The organism is Paenibacillus sp. FSL A5-0031 (assembly GCF_001956295.1).
In the GTDB taxonomy this organism is placed as follows: domain Bacteria; phylum Bacillota; class Bacilli; order Paenibacillales; family Paenibacillaceae; genus Pristimantibacillus.
The window spans coordinates 573,820-592,008 of record NZ_MRTD01000001.1 but is presented as its reverse complement, the minus strand read 5'-3'; the positions used below and the strand labels follow the sequence as shown (position 1 = coordinate 592,008).

General features: G+C 42.2%; 18 protein-coding genes. 2 read left to right on the top strand and 16 right to left on the bottom strand.

Annotated elements, in window-relative coordinates; all coding sequences use genetic code 11:
- Window positions 1-49: 49 nt before the first annotated feature.
- Window positions 50-1,273: a voltage-gated chloride channel family protein gene (locus BK120_RS02540; protein WP_256710761.1), complete on the top strand. Its 1,224-nt coding sequence runs from the start codon at window positions 50-52 to the stop codon at window positions 1,271-1,273.
- A 53-nt stretch (window positions 1,274-1,326) separates the two neighbouring features.
- Here the strand turns inward: BK120_RS02540 and BK120_RS02535 are convergent, their stop codons facing one another.
- The 13 genes from BK120_RS02535 to BK120_RS02475 form a co-directional block, all read right to left on the bottom strand.
- Entirely contained in the window at window positions 1,327-2,169 is an 843-nt protein-coding gene (locus tag BK120_RS02535; protein WP_076265882.1) for an undecaprenyl-diphosphate phosphatase, read from the bottom strand.
- Between the two features lie 201 nt (window positions 2,170-2,370).
- On the bottom strand, window positions 2,371-3,246 hold the full coding sequence (locus BK120_RS02530; protein ID WP_076265881.1) for a radical SAM/SPASM domain-containing protein: 876 nt from the start codon (window positions 3,244-3,246) through the stop codon (window positions 2,371-2,373).
- Window positions 3,247-3,377: 131 nt separating this feature from the next.
- Window positions 3,378-4,055 (bottom strand): DUF4166 domain-containing protein, encoded by a 678-nt coding sequence (locus BK120_RS02525; RefSeq protein WP_076265880.1) that lies wholly within the window; start codon window positions 4,053-4,055, stop codon window positions 3,378-3,380.
- A gap of 27 nt (window positions 4,056-4,082) precedes the next feature.
- The gene (locus BK120_RS02520; protein ID WP_076265879.1) at window positions 4,083-4,988 is read right to left on the bottom strand and encodes a DoxX-like family protein; all 906 of its coding nucleotides are present in this window, start codon (window positions 4,986-4,988) and stop codon (window positions 4,083-4,085) included.
- Complete coding sequence (locus BK120_RS02515; protein ID WP_076265878.1) at window positions 4,989-5,429, bottom strand: thiol-disulfide oxidoreductase DCC family protein; 441 nt, start codon at window positions 5,427-5,429, stop codon at window positions 4,989-4,991. It abuts the gene before it with no gap.
- A gap of 135 nt (window positions 5,430-5,564) precedes the next feature.
- Entirely contained in the window at window positions 5,565-6,203 is a 639-nt protein-coding gene (locus BK120_RS02510) for a response regulator transcription factor (protein ID WP_076265877.1), read from the bottom strand.
- 21 nt (window positions 6,204-6,224) lie between these two features.
- Window positions 6,225-7,541 carry a sensor histidine kinase gene (locus BK120_RS02505; RefSeq protein ID WP_076265876.1) on the bottom strand — a complete coding sequence of 439 codons (1,317 nt, stop codon included), beginning with the start codon at window positions 7,539-7,541 and terminating at the stop codon, window positions 6,225-6,227.
- Window positions 7,542-7,670: 129 nt separating this feature from the next.
- Window positions 7,671-7,886 (bottom strand): cold-inducible protein YdjO-related protein, encoded by a 216-nt coding sequence (locus tag BK120_RS02500; RefSeq protein ID WP_076265875.1) that lies wholly within the window; start codon window positions 7,884-7,886, stop codon window positions 7,671-7,673.
- A gap of 45 nt (window positions 7,887-7,931) precedes the next feature.
- Window positions 7,932-9,020, bottom strand: a complete 1,089-nt coding sequence (locus BK120_RS02495) for a lactonase family protein (RefSeq protein ID WP_076265874.1) — start codon at window positions 9,018-9,020, stop codon at window positions 7,932-7,934.
- A gap of 108 nt (window positions 9,021-9,128) precedes the next feature.
- On the bottom strand, window positions 9,129-9,326 hold the full coding sequence (locus BK120_RS02490) for a hypothetical protein (RefSeq protein WP_076265873.1): 198 nt from the start codon (window positions 9,324-9,326) through the stop codon (window positions 9,129-9,131).
- A gap of 24 nt (window positions 9,327-9,350) precedes the next feature.
- Window positions 9,351-10,070 (bottom strand): DsbA family oxidoreductase, encoded by a 720-nt coding sequence (locus tag BK120_RS02485; protein WP_076265872.1) that lies wholly within the window; start codon window positions 10,068-10,070, stop codon window positions 9,351-9,353.
- Window positions 10,071-10,222: 152 nt separating this feature from the next.
- Window positions 10,223-10,879 (bottom strand): spore cortex-lytic enzyme, encoded by a 657-nt coding sequence (sleB, locus tag BK120_RS02480; protein WP_076266118.1) that lies wholly within the window; start codon window positions 10,877-10,879, stop codon window positions 10,223-10,225.
- Window positions 10,880-11,187: 308 nt separating this feature from the next.
- Window positions 11,188-11,985 carry a TerC family protein gene (locus tag BK120_RS02475; protein WP_076265871.1) on the bottom strand — a complete coding sequence of 266 codons (798 nt, stop codon included), beginning with the start codon at window positions 11,983-11,985 and terminating at the stop codon, window positions 11,188-11,190.
- Window positions 11,986-12,514: 529 nt separating this feature from the next.
- Here BK120_RS02475 and xerS point away from each other — a divergent pair.
- Window positions 12,515-13,609: a tyrosine recombinase XerS gene (gene xerS / locus BK120_RS02470; RefSeq protein ID WP_076265870.1), complete on the top strand. Its 1,095-nt coding sequence runs from the start codon at window positions 12,515-12,517 to the stop codon at window positions 13,607-13,609.
- A 49-nt stretch (window positions 13,610-13,658) separates the two neighbouring features.
- On the opposite strand, the gene BK120_RS02465 is transcribed toward xerS, so the two are convergent.
- The 3 genes from BK120_RS02465 to BK120_RS02455 all read right to left on the bottom strand — a co-directional run bounded on the left by BK120_RS02465 (window position 13,659) and on the right by BK120_RS02455 (window position 18,083).
- Window positions 13,659-15,467, bottom strand: a complete 1,809-nt coding sequence (locus BK120_RS02465) for an ABC transporter ATP-binding protein (protein WP_076265869.1) — start codon at window positions 15,465-15,467, stop codon at window positions 13,659-13,661.
- A 15-nt stretch (window positions 15,468-15,482) separates the two neighbouring features.
- Complete coding sequence (locus tag BK120_RS02460) at window positions 15,483-17,228, bottom strand: ABC transporter ATP-binding protein (protein WP_076265868.1); 1,746 nt, start codon at window positions 17,226-17,228, stop codon at window positions 15,483-15,485.
- A gap of 312 nt (window positions 17,229-17,540) precedes the next feature.
- Window positions 17,541-18,083, bottom strand: a complete 543-nt coding sequence (locus tag BK120_RS02455; protein ID WP_076265867.1) for an ADP-heptose synthase — start codon at window positions 18,081-18,083, stop codon at window positions 17,541-17,543.
- Window positions 18,084-18,189: the final 106 nt, after the last annotated feature.

Here is an 18,189-nt window from a genome sequence, read left to right as displayed (position 1 = left end):
AATACAACATATTCCTTCTCTCAGGGAGCCAATGAAGGAGTTCACACGAATGATCGATGTAAGGCATTTCGCACCGCTCACACTTGCCAAATATATGTTGAAATGGCTGTTCATAGCTGGAGTGATCGGCATCCTCTCTGGTTCTGCATCCGCATTATTTCTAGCCAGTCTTGAATTCGTAACCGAAACGCGTGTACAACATTTGTGGTTATTGTGGCTTCTGCCACTCGGCGGTACCTTCGTAAGTTATCTTTATCTCAAGTTTGGGAAAGAAGCAGGAAGAGGAAATAACCTAATCATAGAGCAAATACATACCGGTAATGGCTCCATCCCATTAAGAATGGCACCACTTGTTCTGATTGGAACTTTAATCACCCATTTATTTGGCGGATCTGCTGGTCGTGAAGGTACTGCAGTGCAAATGGGCGGCAGCTTAGCGGAATGGTTTGGTAAGCTTATTAAACAAAGCTCTCTTGATCGCAAAATCATTTTGATGTGCGGCATTAGCAGCGGCTTTGGGGCTGTCTTTGGCACACCTCTGGCCGGGACAATTTTTGGACTAGAAGTACTTGCAATCGGCGTCATCAGTTATGAAGCGCTGCTCCCCTGCTTCATCTCGAGTTATGTTGGCCATTTGGTTGCAACTTCGTGGGGAATTCAACATATCTCCTATTCAATGGGCGATGTCCCTCCGCTCGACTGGCTGCTCATTGTCAAAGTTGTCATTGCATCTGTGCTTTTTGGTCTAGCCGCATTATTATTCACTCAGCTGATACGAGGATTCAAACGTTTATTTAGTAACTGGTTTAAAAGTCCTGTTCTCAAAAGCTTTTTGGGCGGACTATTCATAATTGCTCTCGTCTATGCGATCGGAACACGTGATTATTTGGGACTAGGCCTCCCGCTCCTAGAGCAGTCCTTTCAAGAGGCGGTTTCACCGTTTGTTTTTTTATTGAAAACACTATTTACTGCTATAACGCTTGGGACAGGCTTTCAAGGCGGTGAGGTGACTCCACTCTTTGTCATCGGTGCAACGCTAGGAAGCGCACTTGCAGGTTTGCTCCATGTCTCCGTCCCCCTGCTCGCTGCCATTGGTTTTATATCCGTATTCAGCGGTGCTGCCAAGACGCCAATTGCTTGCTTCATCATGGGCATTGAATTATTTGGAGCTGAAGGTGCTATTTATATGTTTATCGGCTGCTTAATCGCATTTATATGTTCAGGTCGAATCGGCATCTATGAATCTCAAAAACCAATGGAGTTACGCCCATAAATCGAAAAAAAAAGCCTGCTCCTTATCATAAGGAAACAGGCTTTTTCTATTGGTTAAAAATAAACGATATAGATTACAGCAGCAAGCACGATGCGGTATATCGCAAAAGGTACAAGCTTGATTTTGTTAATAAGCTTCAAGAAGAAACGAATCGAAAGAAGTGCAAAAACAAATGCGCTTATGAAACCTGCGATAAAAAACGGCAATGACTCTAACGTGAAGTATTCCCAGTTTTTCGCCAAGGACAACAAGCTCGCACCAGCCATGATCGGCACAGCCATGATGAAAGTGAAATCAGCAGCCGCGCGGTGACTCATGCCTAGCAGCACCCCTCCGGAAATAGTGGAACCGGAACGGGAGAAGCCTGGCCAGAGGGATAAACATTGGATAAGCCCAACGGAGAAGGCTTGCTTATAAGTGATCTGGTCAACTGACTCGATCTTAGGTTTCTTTGGCCCAAAACGATCGGCAACAATCATAAGTATAGCTCCGATAACTAGACCAATTAGCACTGTACGTATCGAGAATAAATGCTCATCAATGTAATCGTCAAACAATAGACCAAGTACACCAGCTGGGATGAGACCAACGATAACATGTGTTAGCTTTAGCTTTTTCTTCGGTTGAGAAGAAGCTTGTGCCGCGTCCTTGCTGCCTCTGTTCAAGCCCAGCAAGTCAATAAAACGATTTCGGAAAATAATGACTACTGCTAAAATGGAGCCGAGCTGAATAACAATTTTGAATGTGTTCGCAACGTACTTCGTCAAGTACTGTTCCGTTTGAAGCCACATATCGTCAACAATGACCATATGTCCTGTCGAGGATACAGGTGCAAATTCCGTTAATCCTTCAACAATACCTAAAATAATCGCTTTTAAAATCGTAATAAAATCCATGTGTAGTTGAATCTCCTAACTCTCTGATTGATAGAAAGACGACAAAGAACAGCACGGAATAAATCATAACACAAAACGACCCCACTCAACAATTCCAACGCAATACCTATAATTCACATAACTTATATCATTAATAATCGGTACTATTGTTATTTTGTCATTACAAACCGCCTTGTTGACCTACTAGCATAATCCTAGTAATCACCCAAAACGTTGGCGATAGCCGCATTTCCTACACAGCTCCTCGACAGCTTCCCGTCTTGAGAATCCATCATATAGATTAGTTGATCGCTCATTCTCAATAATTTCCGAGAAATGAGTATCATGAATGTTTCCTAAATTAATGACGCCCTCTCCGTCCAAACAGCAAGGAATGACTGTTCCGTCGATGAGAATGCCTGCCTGATTCCTTAAGGCATGGCAGAAGCCTTTTCCGTTATACTCCGGCTCTTTTAAATCCGGCCATTTGAACTCAGGATCTTGGTTTAGGTAAATGCGCTCCGCTATTTTGACGCCTGAGCCGGGTATGAATTTTTCTTCAATTTTATAATCGAGATTAAATGCCTTCTCAATCATGCCCAGGAGTTCTCGGTTTTTGTTTTTCTGCTGATTCGTTTCATTGTCCATATCTAAGTTCCATAGCCGAAACGAAATAATAATATTGCTGCTTGCAACTGCTTCCTTTACGAAGGATAAGATTTCAGCAAGATAGCCTTCTTTATTTGTAGAACCGGCATGGCCGTCAAAGCTGTGCAGCGAGAAGTTGATTTGACGCAAGGCGGGCTTGTTCAGAAGCTTCTCCTTGTTTTTAGTAATAAGCGTACCATTAGAAGTAATATTTACTTTGAAGCCCTTCTCATGACTAATATCAAGCAGCTCGTCCATCTTAGGATGCAGCATTGGCTCGCCTTTTACATGAAAATAAATATAATCCGTATGCGGCTTGATCTGATCTAGTGTTTTTTTGAAATCCTCCACTTTAATGAAACCTTTCGCTCGCAATGTGGGCGGACAGAAGCTGCAGGATAAGTTGCAAATACTTGTCGTCTCTATATAAAACTTTTTAAATTTTTTCATTAGTCTAGTACTCCGTTTCCCATGGATCCAGCTGCATTAATCTCGTTAGCTTGGACCTGCTTATCGTGTTAGCTTCTATTATACAACGCCAAACACGAAAGTGACAAAAAGGAATAAACAGCAGCAGCCGTTTATTCCCTCTTCTCTTCACGCAATGGCCGAATTCCAATCGGAATCGCCTCATGACCGCTATTCACGAATGAAGCTTGGAAAGAGCCTTCATAACGGAAAATTTGGCCAAGGATAGGGTTCCGAACATCCACTGATATTTTGTAGCAGCGCTCCTCATCGTCATACCACTCATTCACTTCTGCTCTGCCAGTAAACAAACGAGGAAACCGAAATTGAAGCCACCCTTCATAGAAACGCTGCTCACCCGAAATGATTCGAATTCCGCCCTTTGTGGAAACTGCAACATCCAAATCGACTGCTAAATGCTGCTTATTGCCTAAATAATCAACGATAACTTCTCTTTCTCCGCTATACACCATCGTTGCGTCAAAATGGCGGATCGTCCTTGGAAACTTGAATTTGCGAATCCACGTGACTGTTTCACGTCCGAATGCATCTACATATGCATAGTTTTCTATTGAAAACGGGATGTTTACGCCGCCTTGGGGGAACATGATGTGGCGGAGCGTACCAATAAACAATGGCAGTGCAGCAAGTTTGTTGTACCATATAAGCTGCATGACTCCATGACCGATGGACGCGGTACGATCTTGACTGCAAAAGCCAAAACGCTTCTGAATGCGAGGATGAAGCTTCTGAAAATCAGCTCCTAACGCTTGTTCATATATAGAACGCATCGTAATTTCCCCCTTTTTCTAATCTGATTATTTAAATTGTCTTTTACAGCGGCTCGCTTGCGGCAAGTGACGTCTGCTTAAATAGGCTGTTAAGCCTAAACCAATCATTGGCAACGTAAGCGTAATTGGATTAAAAGGCGACTTCAGCAATTCTGAATAAAATAGAAGCGCTGGCATTGTGAGTGAAATAAGTGCCAATACGTGAATGATATAAATCCATTTTCTCCTATGGAAACAAGCGATTAGCACACCAAGTCCCATTTCACCAATACCAATCAGTTGAACCATTTGCAGCTCCATTCCTTTAAACCAACCAACCTGCCTCATCATCGTCAACTCTCCCGTTTCTGGGAACAATAGCTTAGGCACAAAGCCTTCATAACACCAGAGCAGAACGATGAAGCAGACGCTCAAATAATGAAGCAAAGCTCTCTCTGCAACAACAGAAGGAGGAATGCGCTCCTCAAGCCATATTCGCAATCGATCGAAGCTCCAAGCGGTAGCCCAGCCAAATAGGGGGCGGAATAAAAAGCGATCCAAAATTCGTCCTGCAATACCGAAACGAGTCTGATAATTAAATAATGTTATAAAGGACTGTTTGTCTCCAAGATCCTTGTATTTCCAATAGCCGCCTCCGATTCGTATAAGCGACATTCGCTGCTCTGAAGCAAAAGTTAGCGTTGATACTCTTTCATTTCCATCTTTGAAAATTGTGCTGCTCGTTTCTCCTGTGCCTCTTATGTTTAGACCAAAACCAATTCTCGTTTCATACTGGAATTTCTGGATGTCGGATTCACTATTTTTTGGTAAATATTGAATTTTCGAGAATCGGAGATCCCATTGCTCATGCAGCTGTGGGATTTGAGTATGCGCCCAAAGCTCATCCTGTGTTGCACGAATTTCGAGCTCGACGTAGATCGGTTTTCTATTCATTCATGCTCCTCCTATTCCATCGTCCAAAAATCTCTCTAATAACTCTGGTGTCGGGATGATGCACATTTCATGTTTCTCAAACCATCGATAGCGATTTCGCGCAATAATATGATAAACATAGTTTCTCCAAGCAAGCGGTACGAAGCGAAACCAATACAACAACCTCAACCAGCCGTCAAGCTTGCGAAATACTCGAAGCGCCGCTTCGGATTTGGTATAGTACTGGTTTGACTGCACCATTACAAACGTATCAAGATCATCTATTGGTAAATTCCCATTCTTAAGTAACTGCTGACCCACAGGCGACTGAAGCGCAGCAAATCGAAAATATTTCTTTTTATCTCTCTTCACGACAAAGTGAGTAATTTTATTACATAACATGCATTTTCCATCAATGAGCAGCACAGCAGCTTCGTCGTTGTGTGAGGTTATTGCTTCCATGTTAAATCGCTCCCTCTCTCCTTTTATTTTAAACGCAAGCTGTATAGTAACGGCAGTTCCATCTTTCATAGAACGACAAACAAAGGGGTACTACGTTATGTAGTACCCCTTTGCCTTCTAGTTATGTAAAATAGGTTATTCCTTCTCATCCCGCTGGAAAATTCCTCTTCGCTTCACTTTTTCCACAGCTTCTTTGCTGCTGCGCACGCCAAGCTTCTTGAGCATTTTATTGACCTGATTTTTGAGTGTGCTCTCTGCCTTGTAGAGCTTCTTCTCAATTTGCGATTGCGTGTATCCGGCTTCAATAAGCTCGAATACTTCACGTTCTGCGCCAGTTAATTCCTTAAGCTGCTCCTCGCGCTTTAGCCGAGTCAGTTCGTTAAGTAATGCCTCCATGGGAGCAGAATGATGATAGGCATTACGAATCGTTTGCGGCAGCTCCTGGAAGCGTGTCTTCTCCAAATACTGTACAGCACCGGCTGTAAAGGCCTGAGTCATCGTCTGCTCATCATTTAATGACGTTAACATGATAATCTTGGCGGGAGAATGCTCATGCATAAGAATAGCTGTATGAATGCCGTCAAGTCTGCTGCCTTCCAGCTGAATATCCATTAGTACAACATCAAACGTAAGCGTTTGTGCAAGATTTATCGCATCGGTAGAATTAGTTGCCGTACCTACAACAAGCAAATCAGACTCTTTATTCAAAAAAGTAGTGAGCGCTTTAATCCAATCTGTGTCATCCTCAACAATAAACACTTTGATATGACTCAAGGTTGCTCCCTCCTTCTCTACTCATTTTAAAATCTTTTTTCGCGGCCATATTAAGGCTGCACGTGTTCCTACACCTTCTTGGCTGGTCAGAATGACCTTTGCACCGCTCTTTTGCATAACATTATAAACATAAGATAAGCCAAGTCCGAAATTCCGTCCACTCTTCCCACTGCTATAGAAGGGATCAAACACTTGGCTTAACTTCTCCTCCGAGATGCCCATGCCACTATCCTGCACAGAAAGCTCCGCACCCTTCTTATACGCTGCAAGCCTTACTTCAATTGCTCCTCCATTTGGCATTGCATCACTTGCATTCATGAGCAGGTTACCAAATGCCTCGCTAATATGAATGGGATCACATTGGATGACAGGACGCAGCTCATACTTCGCGGTTAACGAAATACCTTTATTTTGCATCAGACCCTCATGCTGAAAAAGAACTTTTTCGATGAGCTGATCGAGTTGAACCGGCTGCTCCTTAAGTGTAATGTCCTTTATTTGACTATGAATACGGCTGATCATCTCAAGCATATGATTGGATGCATTCGTTATGATCTGCATTTGCTGCATAGATTGCTCATTCGATTCAGGCAGCAGGTTTCTTAAATTTTCCGTACTGATGGCTATTTTCCCTATTTCGTTTTTTATCGTATGATTAAGCATCGTAGTTCCAGTGCTAACTGCTCGCATCGTACTTTCCATTGGATCATGCTCAAAGCGGAGTTTAACACCAAGAACACCATACATGAAGGTACATAACAGCGCGACCGACAACGAATAAATCATAAAGACTGAAATATAATTAAAAAATTCAAAGTCTGGCGTAATCACCTTTGCCACATATATGAAGATTAGAACAGCAAGCAGTGTTGGAACCATTATGATTGTGGTGATAAAGCGGCTTCGCTTTATCTTTGGATCACGCTCTTTCCAAAAGGATGCGACTAATAAATAACAGGAAATTAAATAATAAGGCGCGCTCCATAGCAGCAAAAGATTAAAAAACCATTGCACATCAGAAGAAATCATAACAAACAAAGCCATCAAAAAAATCGGAATAGAAAGATAAAATTTCAGTTTTTTTCTCATTCGGTTATGGTCTAGAACAGACGCATAGAGTAGGCAGAATACAAAAACAGCATAAGGCGTGAATGTATAATTAAAAAATTGCAAGAGATCAGTTATTATGAATAACCCGATGTCTATTAAGACTTCTGAGAGTCCGCCAATTGAAGCACTGAACAAAAATAAAGCAGCCCAGCGATTCGATTCGCTCCTGCGATTATTTAAGATGACAATTACGGCTGCCGTAAATAATGCGACAAAATAAAACAGCATATAGGGTACCATCCTGTCATTGTTTGTATGTCTATCCTACCATATTTTTAGTCGAACGATTCCGCTGAACAATAAAAAAATCCCGATCCAGCTCTAATGAGAGGATTGGGATTTTTTTGAATAAACATTTTAATAGTCCGATTTCGGCTTACGTGGCTGAGGTTTCGGCTTATTCTGAACGGCTGGCAAATGCCTCATGCTTCTGAGCATTGGCCCTTTGCAGATCGGACAAGTTTGCTCTGTCGCAGCAAACTCATCTCTAACCCATGCTTTGCAGTCCGGATTTTTACATTTGAAAATTTTGGTCGCCTTTAATTTCGGTTTTTCTTCTTCGCTAGTAGCCACGCTTCTGTATTCCCCTTTTCTCTCTATGCTTACGTCATTAATTATTTACATCGTTAAATAAACAGGGATTACACAAACTGGCTTAGATAACGATACGCTATTCCCAGTGAAGGCCAATTGTCCACTTGATTTATTAACTTTGAATGTAACGATATTGTTTGTGTCTCGGTTTGCAGCAAGTAAATAATTGCCGTTTGGCGTCAGTGCAAAATGACGTGGATGTCCGCCTTCAACCGAGATGTGCTGAACAAGCGACAAAGCACCCGTTCGTTCATCGATTGCGAAAACAACAATGCTGTCATGACCACGATTGGAGCCATATACATATTTGCCGTCTGAAGATACTGTAATTTCAGCACAAGAGTTTTCATCTTTAAAATCCGCAGGAAGTGTGCTAACGGTTGCTAATGTCGTTAACTGGCCGGTTTCTTGATCGTATGTAAACGATGTAATTGTTGAATCCACCTCATTAATAACATAGACGAACTTACCATTCGGATGGAACGACAGATGACGCGGCCCTGCTCCTGGATGCAAAGAAATTTCGGCATGGTGAATAAGCTTATGATCAGCTTCATCCAAGCGATAAGTGACGATTCGATCCAGTCCCAAATCAGAAACGAACAGGTATCGACCGTCAGGACTGTAGAATGAGGAATGTGGATGCGGACGATCCTGGCGTTCTGGATGCTGACTGCTTCCAACATGTTGTTTCACATCAAGCTCTTGACCGATAGCGCCCTCTTCTGTAATGCCGAAAAGTCCAATCATGCCGCCATGATAGCTAGTAACCGTCAAATATCGGCTATTCGCATCGCGCTGAATATGACAGGTCGTCGAAGCGACCGTCTCTTTACGGTTTATGAGCCGTAATGAGCCCTCCTTGGTATCAATGGCAAATGCCGCAGCCTCTCCAACCTTAATACCTGATTGATTTACGGTTTCGGAGATCGTATACAATAGCTTGCGGTCTGCATCTACATTGAGAAACGTCGGATTTTTAAAATCAGCAACCGCGTCCGTCAACGTTAATGTACCCGATTGCTCATCGAATGCATACACGTACACGCCATTCTCCTCTGCTTCTGCATAAGAGCCTGCGAACACAAGCAGACGTTGTTGTTCATTTGTCACGTTTAAAACCCCCTAAGTATTTGCATGTCGTCGCTTCTTAACGAGCTTCTGACTTTTATACCGTTATCTATTATAAGTTGTGAAAGCTAATCCGACAAATACGTTTTTTTATACAATCATTTTACGATTCCAGCTGCTGCCTGTCCAGACAACAAAGTCGCCGAGGCTAACACCCTCAGCGACTTTCGTTAATGGCACTTCGATACGTTTTTCATTTATCAAAATAAAAGCAGACATGATAGACAACTCGATGATTTTACCAATGCGCTCAATTTGACAGTTGCTTCCGAGAGTTGCATCCTCCATGAAATGTCCGTCCTTCGTAAGCTATTAAGACTTTGATGAATCAGGAACGCAATAACCATCCGAACATGTAACATCAGCGTCCCCTTCATTCACTTGAATAAAGGTTGGATGTTTTTCTTCCCACGCTTTATTTAATGTGTCCAAAAACACCTCAGGCGATTGTGCGCCGGAAACAGCATATTTACGATCAACTACATAAAAAGGAACACCTCGTATGCCGAGCTTGCTGCCTTCCTCTTCTTCTCCACGGACATTGTCAGCGAATTGGTTAGACTCAAGCATTGCAGCTGCTGCGGCAGTGTCAAGGCCAACTTCAGCAGCGATTTCTACAAGTCGCTCGCGATTCCCGATATTTACGGCATCTGTAAAGTAAGCTTTAAACAATCTCTCGGAAAGTTCCTTTTCCTTGCCCTGCTCAGCAGCAAAGTGAACGAGACGATGTGAGTCAAACGTATTTGTAGAAACCGTTCCTTCAAAATGGAATGTGATCCCTACAGCTGCAGCTTGTTCTGCTACGTTAGCTGTTGTTTCCTTTGCTTTCTCTACGCTCATTCCATACTTCGTTGCAAGCATGCTGTATGTGCTTATATTTGAATTAGGATCAGCACTTGGATCTAGCTCAAAACTGCGGAATACGATTTCGATCTTGTCTTTATGCGCAAATTTTGCAAGTGCGAGCTCGAACTTCCTTTTTCCTATATAACAAAACGGACATACATAATCCGACCAAATTTCAACTTTCAATGTTGGCACCTCCAGAATGTTTAAAAAAAGTATGATACTATCTTTCTTATTGTAACATGTTTGCATAACTTTTTGAAAACATCTCGCTGGTCAATTTGACAGATACAAAAAGATTCTTATCGCAAGTTACCTTGTCGATAAGAATCTTTTGTTTATACTGCAAATATATGACGTCCAATTTTTCCGGTTTGCTTGCGTGACCAAATCCATTCTGATGTAGCTGTCTCTGGATTAAAATAATAAAGAGCTCCACCTGTTGGATCATAACCTTTGACAGCTTCCTGTGCTGCTTGATAGGCAAGTTTGTTTGGAGTAAGATTATATTGCCCATCATCAACTGCAGTAAATGCTCGCGGCTGTTCAATAACGCCTCTAACTGTATCTGGGAAACTGGACGATGCCAATCGATTCATAACGACAGCTCCAACTGCAACCTGTCCTTTATAGGATTCGCCACGTGCTTCTGCATAAATAATTCTTGCCAGCAAATCAAGCTCACCTTGATTCACGGATACACTCTTAAGTGTTTTCCAGGTCTGTGCGCCTGCGACGCCGTCTGAAGCCACACCAAAATCCTTCTGAAAACGTTTGAGTGACTCTAATGTTGTTGTGCCAAAATAAGCAGTTACGTCTTTATTAAAATAACCTAGCGTTTTTAACCGATATTGCAAATCTGGAACATCAGGTCCTGAGCTTCCTACCTTTAATGTAGCAGGCGGAGCAGCATGAGCAGCTTCGAGCGGAACCGAAAATGCCAGCATAAATATAATAATAAGCGCCATACTATGTTGTATGAATTTAGTGTTCATCATTTAAGAATGAACCTCCTTTTTCTATAGCGTACATACAAATTGTCCGCAATTTGGAAGAAGATTGGCAACTCTTCTACAGACTCGTTTGAGTTTAGCACAGTTAAAATGGAATTGTAACCGAATTTGCAGAATTGCATATATTTACTAATTTACAACATCGCAAAAATCTGAATCAAATAATGAAGCAATCTTAACGGTTTACTGTGACGTGATATAGAGGAATTCGGAATATTTAAAAACTAATAAAAAGAAAAAAACTGTTGAGTTTCCTCAACAGTTTTTTTCTAATTTATAATGAAAATAGATTAGTTGTTATTTGTTGCAACCTTACCGTCATTGGATTCCTCTTTGTCGCTCGATAGGAACCAACCTATAACCGCGATCAGGACAAGGACAACATAGAAGGTAATTTTCCAAGCTGCTGAATGGGAGAATGATTCTGGAATGATCCCCAGTTTAGGGTGAGACAATGTGACAACAGCCAGCTTGACGCCTACCCAACCTACGATAACGAATGCAGCAACTTCAAGACCAGGCTTGCGCTCTAGCAGCTTTACGAAAGCTGAAGCAGCGAAACGCATAATGATTAGACCAATGAAACCACCGATAAAGATGACTGCAAAGTGACCGCCATCCATTCCGCCTATTTTCGGCAAATTGGTCGTTGGCAGCGCCATTGCAAGCGCAACAGCTGCCAAGATAGAATCTACTGCAAATGCGATATCCGCAACTTCTACCTTCAATACGGTAAACCAAAAGCCACTCGCTTTTTTGGTTTCTTTTTTGTCTTCAGTTGCATTATCGACATGCTTCTTGAAAATGACTTTTCGGAAAATATGGTTTAGCGCAATGAATAATAAGTACAACGCGCCAATTGCCTGTACTTGCCATACTCCAACCAGAAAGGAAATAGCGAATAACGAAGCAAATCTGAAAACAAATGCCCCTGCTAAGCCATAAAACAATGCTTTCTTCCGTTCTTTCTCCGGCAGATGTTTGACCATGATAGCCAGCACAAGTGCATTGTCTGCTGCGAGCAAACCTTCAATTGCAATGAGGATGAGCAGAACCCATCCATATTCCATTAACAAACCAAAATCCATACAAGATTCCTCCCTTTCGACTCTGCATAAGTAAATTTAACTTGTGCTTACACCCAAAAAATAGACCTTTGCCGACTAGTGGCAAAGGTCTCGCTAACAACGTTAAGTTGCCAATAAAGCCGGAGATCGTTAGATTCTCGTAATGACGACTTTACTGTAGCAGCTACTCCCCTTTGGAATGAAGCACGATGAAGTTATAAAAAGGTATACGGGCTGTTTATTAATGGGTTTCAAAAATAAAAAATAAAATAATTGAGATATTATTTTGTTTTTTTTAGAGTGACCATTATATAAATTCTTATACATCCAAACACCATAATCAACGTATGAGGGTCATAATGAGAAGAAGTCTCTGAGTAGAGTATTCTTTTTTTTTCCTATTACCCTTATATGACGTTGTCCCCCCTTACTCTAATTGTTACAATATAACTATTCATCTGGTTATTATTACATTTTGTTAACATAATTATTATTATGTTTATTAAACGCCGTTAACTATTCGCACCATTAATTTTAGGAGTGACTCGCCATCAATATTATTAAACAAAAAGATCGTGAAGAGCTCGACAAAAAACTTCCTACGATGCCATGGTATATTGAGAAATTTATTAATTACAAACTTCCGGATTTATCTCCTTCATCGCTTGTCGAATATATGAGAGACTATGAAACCTTTCTTAACTGGTTAATGGCAGAAGGTCTTTCTGAAGCTGCAACTATTAGAGACGTAGCTTTGCTTGAACTGGAAAAGCTGCATATGGACAGTATAGATGGCTTCCGTATGTATTTATCGACTCATAAAGTGGAGCGAAACAGTAAAACGACGATCTCTCGCAAGCTTTCCTCCCTCCGCTCGTTATTTCATTATTTAAGTCAAATTGCAGAGGATGAGGAGTTTTATCCTCTGCTCAAACGGAATGTTATGGCAAAGGTTACGATTAAACGTACTCATAAGCCGAAGGATACAGCCGCAAAGCTTGAGGGAAAGCTCCTTCAAGAAGAGGAAATTTCCGAATTTATGGCTTATATTAAACAGCATTATGGGACGGATGTTGCCAAAAACAAGCAGGCACTTTACGCATACGAGCTTAATATGATAAGAGATGCATGTATCATTAGCTTTATTCTACATTCAGGCTTGCGTGTATCTGAACTCGTCAATTTGAACGTCGATGATATCGATCTCAAGAAGAAGCTTTCCTATGTATATCGCAAAGGTAAAAATGACGATACGTTTAAAACTCCTGTATATTTTCGCCAAGAGGCGGTTGAGGATTTGCAAGCTTATTTGACTCTCAGGGAACTCCGTTACAAGGCGCCAAAAAGAGAAAAAGCTTTATTTCTGGCTGTTGCTAATGGAAAAAACGAGGGTTCGCGCATGACGAAGCGAGCCATTCAAGAAATGGTCCTGAAATATGCCAAGCGCTTTGGAAAACCGTACTTATCTGTACATAAGCTCAGACATAGCTTCGCCACGGACTACTATCTGCGAAACGACATCTACAAAACCCAAGAGCAGCTTGGGCATGCTTCGCCGGAAACGACGCAAATTTATGCGCATTTAACGGATAAAACGATGGCACAAGCAATCGATCGTACAAAAAAAGAGGACGAGTCAAGCTAGCGCATTTTTTGCGTTAGCCTGACTTGCCCTCTTCTTTTATTTAATGCCATTAAGAACTGGTTTGCAAAATAACAGATTCCTGCATAGACAGCTGTGTTAGAACAAGATTGGAGTAGATGCCGCCTTTCTTCATCAGCTCCGAATGCGACCCCTGCTCGGCTACTCTTCCGTTCTCGATGACGAGAATAAGATCAGCATCCTTAATAGTGGATAGTCTGTGCGCGATAATAAACGCCGTTCTTCCTGCTAGCAGCGTGTGCAAAGCCTCTTGAATATGCTGCTCTGTTTCCATGTCAACGCTGGAAGTAGCCTCGTCTAATATGAGTATGCCGGGATCTGATAGCAATACACGGCCGAAAGCGAGCAATTGCCTTTGGCCTACCGAGAGTTTTGAGCCTCGCTCCTCCAGCTGCGTTTGATACCCATCTGACAATTTGCTTACAACGCGGTCTAGCCTTACGCTCTCGGCTGCTCTAAGCAGCTCTTCCTCTGTTGCATGGTCGTTGCCATAACGCAAGTTCTCTTCTACCGTACCCGCAAAAATAAATGAATCCTGAAGCACGATTCCCATTTGCTTGCGTAGAGATTCGAGCGTTGCCTGCTTGATGTCCATCCCGTCGATTCGCACGGTACCGTCAGTAGCATCGTAGAAGCGCATCAAGAGATTAACGATCGTGCTTTTTCCAGCGCCGGTTGGCCCGACTAAAGCTACTCTTTGCCCGGGCTTAACGAGAAATGAAACGTTATGAAGCACATCAGGTTTATTTTCCTCATATCGAAACGAAACATTATCAAACTCAACCTCACCGCGAACCTGCGGCAGTTCTAAAGCATGCTTGCTATTTTTTACCTCTGGATCGGTATCCAGCACTTCAAAAATACGCTCGGCAGAAGCCATAGCTGACAACAGCTGGCTATACACCTTGGATAAGGCGCTCAGCGGCCCCCAGAAGCGCCATAAATAATTAATGAACGCCATAATGAAGCCAAGCGTAAGCGCGCCTTCAATGACCTTCGTCGCTCCGAACCAAACTACGATACAGGTGCCCAGCATTCCGATCATTTCAACCAGTGGATATACAGTCGATTCCAATGTAATTGCTCGCATAAATGCGCCTTTGTTGCGGGTATTTATGCCTTCAAATCGCTCATTATTTGTCCGCTGGCGTGAGAAGGCTTGAATGACACGAATACCCTGTATCGTTTCGTTCACATTACCGTTAATCGATGACATCGTTGAGCGTGAACGCGACCATGAGCCTTCAATTTTTGGACGGAGCTTTGCAACGATGAAATAGAGCAGCGGCATCATAATAAATGAGAGCAAAGCAAGCTGCCAATCCATCCAGATCAAAATAATGACGATGCCAAGTAAATGCGTAACCTCCATCACCATCGTTATCAAACCGCCGTTGATTAGCTCGCCAATTGCATTTGTATCATTCGTAATTCTGGACATAATTTTACCAGCGGGACGTCCATCAAAAAAACGAAAGGACAAGGTTTGCAAATGATTAAATAATTGCTGACGAAGATCAAACAAAATACGTTGACCTGTAAAATTAATCCATCTGGTATGCATATAGCTAAACAACCAGCCTATTAGCTTAACGCCCAGAAGAATAGCGCCTAATACATGGATAACCGAATAATCTTTTTGGTTTATCCCTTTATCGATGATATATGCAAGAATAATTGGCTCGGATAAGCTTAATAACATATTAATAAGCACTATAATAATGACCCACGTCATTAATTTGCGATACGGGATAAGATATTGAAGCATACGCCGCATGTATTTCCCATTAAATGGCTTCTCTTCTACATCAGAATCCATATCCCACTCCACTTGACTCATGTTTTCACCTCTCTTCTATTGATGTGCAATTTGCTTCTGTCTATCGAACAATTGACGGAAAAAGCCACTGCCTTCGTTTAGTTCTTTATGTGTGCCTTCTTCAGCCACATGGCCATTTTCAAGTACAATAATACGGTCCGCATGCTGAATCGAGGAAAGCCGCTGCGCGATTATAAATGTCGTACGACCTTTCATGACTTCTAATAAAGCTTCATGAATAGCTGATTCTGTTGCTGTATCTACACTCGCTGTCGCTTCATCCAATACTAGAATTGGCGGATCCATTAAAATCGCACGAGCAAGCGCCACGCGTTGTCTTTGTCCGCCAGAGAGCCCGACACCCCGCTCACCGATTCGTGTATCGTAGCCATTCGGCATGCTTTCGATGAAGGAATGGATTTGCGATTTGCGTGCTGCCTCCTCAATTTGCTCCTGCGTTGCATCCGGATGACCGTAGGCGATATTATCTCTAATCGATGCTGAGAACAAGAAGGTCTCTTGCGGTACAATTCCTATGCTTCGCCGCAGTCCATCAAGCTCATATTCCCGCACATCTACACCATCAATGAGTACACTGCCACCGGACACATCATAATAACGAGAAAGCAAGCCAATTAGACTGCTTTTTCCTGAACCCGTGGCACCGAGTACACCGATCACCTCACCTTGCTTCACTTGGAAAGAAACCTCATCCAATATCGGCTTATCCTTCGCTAAATCCTGATCGGAGAAGAAGAATGTTACGCGATCAAAAACGACATTACCGTGCATTCCGTCCGTATTTATCGCTTGTTCAGGGGTTTGAATATCAACCGGTGTGTCCAGTACTTCAAATACCCGTGGAGCTGCTTTAATCGCTTGCTGGAAAATATTAATTTGCCAGCCTAGCATATTCAGCGGCCAAATAATGCCCCATGTGTACCATTGAAACGCCATGAAGGTACCAATCGACATCTCTTCCCGAGCAACAAAAATAGCACCGATCCAGATCATCAAAACAAACGTGAGTCCTCCGTAAAAGCCCATGAGCGGAAATGCTTTTGCCTCAAGCCTTGCCCGGTCCATATTTGTATCGAAATTTTGCTCATTTCGCTCAGCGAATTTTCGTTGTTCTACATTCTCGGTTGCAAATGATTTGACAACTCGAATGCCTGAAATATTTTCTTGAAGCGTAGTCGTTAAACGCCCCATTTGTTCGCGAATATTGGACCAAGCTGGTCCTACTTTGTGGTTAAAGCGAAATAACACGAGCAAAATAAAAGGAATTGTAATTAAGCTGATTAAAGTTACTTTCCATTGCATCGTCATCATGAAAATCGTCGTTCCGATAAATGTCAGCATGCCAGTAAATAGATTCATCGCTCCAAACCCGACAAAGTTTTTTACCGCATCAATATCCCCAGTCATTCTGGACATGAGCTGACCCGTCTGCGCACGGTCATAATAAGAAAATGATAAACGCTGCAAATGCTCATAAAGCTCTTTCCGGAGTTTAAATACGACATTTTGACCGACTAGCTCTTGGGAATAACCTTGTATAAACATGCCTAAGCTCTTTAAAGCTTGAATGCCTGCTAAAGCAAGTGTTAATCCGATCACGACGGACATATTGCTTTTTCCGATTCCTTCGTCAAATATTTTGGCTAATACCCAAGGAGCTACCAAATCGAATATCGTCGCAAAAATCATAATGATAACCGCTGTAAATACCCATTTGGCACTCGGTCTTACATAAATCATCAAACGTAACAGCGTTTTCATTGGATTGCCCCTTCCCCTATAGGAAACAAAAAAAGACCTCAAGCCATCATCGGCTTGAGATCTTCGTATAATAGCGTGCAACGGTCAAAAAAGCTGCGTTGACACCAATGAACGAAGGCAGCCCGATCGGCATGTTTGAACAACAAGATGGAAATTCATGCTAAACTGCGCGCCTTCGACATTCATTCCAATCTGATTGAAAAACATTCGTGAGCCCCCCTTTTCGTATCCATTTGATCATATTTTCCTAACCCATCCAAATATTAACACCTGTTTCTGCCTTTGCGCAAGAGGTTTTTACAAAAAAAAGATTTAAAACCTGTCCGACTCATTCGGCAAATCAAAGTCGCTTGAGGAGATGCCTTCCTCTACCGCAAACTCAAAATCCTCAATATCGTAAATTTGTACAGGGACCTCTGCTTCTATCAGCTTATCTTGGAACTCAAACTGATCCGACAGCAATGGGACTTGCAGCTTCAGCCCTGTTAACAGCAATTCCGTTTCAATCGGATCGAACATCTCGCCATAATGGGCATTATCGACAGCATGCACGACCGTAAAATGAATCGTATCATTTAGAATGAGCGGAGAGCTTTCTCGCCAAGGCACTTGCATGGCCTTTTCAATTTTTTTGCGATTAAGAGCATCCTCAAAAAAAGCAATAAGTTCATTTATTTTGGTTTTTACATGCCCATCATCATCTGGATCATCCATGACAGGTTCAACACCGTCTCTCATTTCATACAGCTCAGCTATGGATGAATAAGGAACGACAAAATCAATTGGACGACTCGGTACAAGAAGATGTCCATACGTTGCCACCAGTACTGCCTCTATTACAAAACGTCGCCGCATGTGATCTCCTCCTATCATTTTGTGAAATAAAGCTAGTTTCATAGAATCGGTATACAAATAAGAATGGTTACACATTATTATACAATAATATACTGCATGTACACGA

Bases quoted from the DNA above. Each gene is read 5' to 3' on its own strand.
- BK120_RS02540 (WP_256710761.1), top strand. From the start codon at position 50: ATGATCGATGTAAGGCATTTCGCACCGCTCACACTTGCCAAATATATG.
- BK120_RS02535 (WP_076265882.1), bottom strand. From the start codon at position 2,169: ATGGATTTTATTACGATTTTAAAAGCGATTATTTTAGGTATTGTTGAA.
- BK120_RS02530 (WP_076265881.1), bottom strand. From the start codon at position 3,246: ATGAAAAAATTTAAAAAGTTTTATATAGAGACGACAAGTATTTGCAAC.
- BK120_RS02525 (WP_076265880.1), bottom strand. From the start codon at position 4,055: ATGCGTTCTATATATGAACAAGCGTTAGGAGCTGATTTTCAGAAGCTT.
- BK120_RS02520 (WP_076265879.1), bottom strand. From the start codon at position 4,988: ATGAATAGAAAACCGATCTACGTCGAGCTCGAAATTCGTGCAACACAG.
- BK120_RS02515 (WP_076265878.1), bottom strand. From the start codon at position 5,429: ATGGAAGCAATAACCTCACACAACGACGAAGCTGCTGTGCTGCTCATT.
- BK120_RS02505 (WP_076265876.1), bottom strand. From the start codon at position 7,541: ATGCTGTTTTATTTTGTCGCATTATTTACGGCAGCCGTAATTGTCATC.
- BK120_RS02490 (WP_076265873.1), bottom strand. From the start codon at position 9,326: ATGGAGGATGCAACTCTCGGAAGCAACTGTCAAATTGAGCGCATTGGT.
- sleB (WP_076266118.1), bottom strand. From the start codon at position 10,879: ATGAACACTAAATTCATACAACATAGTATGGCGCTTATTATTATATTT.
- BK120_RS02475 (WP_076265871.1), bottom strand. From the start codon at position 11,985: ATGGATTTTGGTTTGTTAATGGAATATGGATGGGTTCTGCTCATCCTC.
- BK120_RS02465 (WP_076265869.1), bottom strand. From the start codon at position 15,467: ATGAGTCAAGTGGAGTGGGATATGGATTCTGATGTAGAAGAGAAGCCA.
- BK120_RS02460 (WP_076265868.1), bottom strand. From the start codon at position 17,228: ATGAAAACGCTGTTACGTTTGATGATTTATGTAAGACCGAGTGCCAAA.
- BK120_RS02455 (WP_076265867.1), bottom strand. From the start codon at position 18,083: ATGCGGCGACGTTTTGTAATAGAGGCAGTACTGGTGGCAACGTATGGA.